General features: G+C 71.2%; 1 protein-coding gene. It reads left to right on the top strand.

What is annotated here, in order from left to right; genetic code table 11:
* The first annotated feature begins 187 nt into the window (after window positions 1-187).
* Window positions 188-2617 (top strand): LuxR C-terminal-related transcriptional regulator, encoded by a 2430-nt coding sequence (locus tag ACTIAO_RS17550; RefSeq protein WP_441841143.1) that lies wholly within the window; start codon window positions 188-190, stop codon window positions 2615-2617.
* Window positions 2618-2892 lie beyond the last annotated feature (275 nt).

Raw genomic sequence — 2892 nt, 5'->3', positions numbered from 1 at the left:
GCCCGGGCTGCGCTCCCCCGACCGCTGCCCGGGCCCAAAGCCTCTCGGCCGTCGATGTCGCGTGATCGCGACCCCCGACTCTTCGAGATTACGGCGATGACCGCTGGAATTCCGCCCTATCGCGGGGGTTTTCACCCGCCGGTCACCCCCAATTCGCCCGCGGTCACCCCCGTGCCAAAATGGACGCATGACCGATCGTCACCGGCTGTCGAGACCTCGCCTCGTATCGCTCTGGCGACGCGTCACGCCCGGCGCTACCGTGCTCGTGACGGCGCAGCACCGCTCGGGCGTCGCCTCGAGCGTGCGCGAGTGGCTCGAGGGGTCCGACCTTCGACTGATCGTGTGGTCATCGAACCGCGTGGAGGTTCCCGCCGATACTCCCGACGCCGACGTCGTGATCCTCGAGCTCGAGGGCATGCGCGAGGACCACGTGACCGCCACGTTGGCCGTGCGCGACCGGTGGCCGAGCGCCACTCTCATCGCGGTGACGAGCACGCAGTGGCCGTCGCCGCTGCTCGACGCGGGCATGCGGCCAGAGCGCGTCTTCGCGGGATCCATCTTCGGCTTCACGGCGGACGAGGCGATCGACCGTGCCGAGCAGCTCGGCCTCACCCTCACCTGGGACGAGGCGACGGCGCTGCTCGACCGGGTCGGATCCCACGCCGGGTTCGTCGATGCGGTGCTCCGGGCCGCCGCCGTGCGCGGTGCGCTCGACGACGCGGCCGTGCGCGCGGGGTGCGACGAGCAGTCGGCGCACTTCGCCGGATCCGCTGCCGCCGGGGTCTTCCGCCCGAACGGCTGGCGGGCGGCGCTCGTGTCCGCCCGCATCGGCCCGATGCCCCGCCGCACGCTGCTCAGCGTGTGGGGGCGCGACGAGGTCGTGCGCGCGGCACTCGACAACGTGCTGCAATCCGGGTTCTTCGTCGAGGATCTGGAGCGCGACACGATCGAGCTGCGTCCCGACCTCCGCGTCGCGTTCACCGCACGCATGGAGCGCGAGGTGCAGATCGAGCAGATCGATGCCGACGTCACCGAACTCGCGACCCGACTGCTGTCGAACGGCGATGCCGACGACGGGTGGGCCATCGTCGCCGAGCTGCCCGGCGCACGCACCCGCCTCCTCGCACGCCACTGGCGCCTGCTCGGCGAGGTCGATGTCGCACGCGCGCGGCCGTGGCTCGAAGAAGCCGTGAACCGCGACCCGGATCCGGCGTTGCGCGTCGCCCTCGCGCGCACCATTCTCGACGTGACGAGCATGGACCACACCGGCAGCATCTCGGAGACCGACCGGCGCCAGGCGGAGGCTCTTCTCGACGAGGTCGGCTCCCCGGAGGGCGACCTCGGTGTCGTGGCCGCCGCACTGCGCGGCGTCCTGCTGCGATTGGACGGGCGCTTCGACGAGGCGCTTGCCGCGCACGAGACGCTCGCCGATTCGGACCGTGACGCCGCCGCAGACCCGGCGCACAGCATCGTTCGCGCGGGAGTGCTGATGCAGGCAGCGCTGAGCGCCTTCGACGCGTCGCGATCCGACATCGCGTCCGAATGGTTCTCGGCCGCCGCCGCGCTCGCCCATGCCGCCCACGACGACCGCCTCGCGCGGTTCGCGCACGACATGCTGCTGATCGCGACGCCCGGAGGCGTGCCGCTTCCGACCAGTTTTCAGGCTCGCATCGACGGACTCGTCGGCGCCCAGGCGGTCTCCCCGTCGATGCGCGGGATCGTGGCGATCTCGAGCGCACTCTACGTCGTCGATCCGCGCGCTCTGCAGGAGGCGCTCGACACGACCGAGGTCTCCGCCATCGACGACCCGCACACCCTGCGCTTCGTCACGGTCGTTCTGCGCTCGATGGCACACAGCCTGCTCGGCACGTCGAGTCTCGCGCTCAGCCGACTCGAGCTGTTCGAGCAGGAGCTCGGCGGCCGCGACCTCGCGCGCAACCCGCAGACGCTCCTCGCCTGGGCGCGCGCCGAGGCGCTGCTCGATGCGGAATCCGGCGAGAAGGCGATCGCGGTGCTCGATGATCTGCCGGCGGCGGGCACGCGCACGATCCCGATCGACCTGCTGCGCGCCCGCGCCTACCTCCGCGACCGCGAGCCGGCGCGCGCACTCGCGTGCCTCGCGGCGACGGGCGACGCGCCGGGGTCCGGAGTGCTCGCTGTCTGGTCGCACGTCGTCCTGTTCCTGGCGTACCACGACCTCGGATCCGAATCATCGATCGATGTCGCGCGTTCGCACCTGCAAGCGGCGATCGTCGCCGCCTCGCGCGCACGCCCGATGCTGCCGTTCGCGATGCAGGGCATGGGAGCGCTGAACACGACGATCGCTCAGGCGAGCGAGCTCACGCTCGATGCCGCCGGACGCCGGCTCGTCGCCGACCTCGAGACGATGCGCGATGGACTGCAGCGGGCAACACGCTCGACCGACGCCCTCAGCGACCGCGAGCGCGCCGTCGTCGCCGAGCTCGTGCGCGCAGACTCGACCAAGGACCTCGCCGCCCGCCTGCACGTCTCGCCGAACACGGTGAAGACGCAGCTGCGGTCGATCTACCGCAAACTCGGCGTCTCCTCCTGGGCCGACGCCGTTTCCACCGCCCGCCGTCTCGGCCTGGCGAAGTAGCGACGGTCCGCACCCCGGTTCTGTCGGAGCTGCAGGAGCGGTGCCTCCGGTTCTGTCGGAGATCGGGCGTCAACATGCGTGTAGCGGCCCGATTCCATCAGAATCTCCGACGTATCCGCAACGGGTGCGGCAGGGGTTCCAACAGAACCGGGTCGAGGGTGGCTCAGGCGCTCTCTCGAACGACCAGTTCGAGCGGAAGGATGGTCTCGCGGGGCGGATCCTGCCCCGCCAGCACCTGCAGCAGCACGTCGGCCATCGCCGCACCCTGATCGCGC

The organism is Microbacterium sp. (genome assembly GCF_052099035.1).
Classification (GTDB): Bacteria; Actinomycetota; Actinomycetes; order Actinomycetales; family Microbacteriaceae; genus Microbacterium.
Note: the sequence above shows the minus strand (reverse complement) of the source record. Positions and strands in the feature narration are given on the sequence as shown.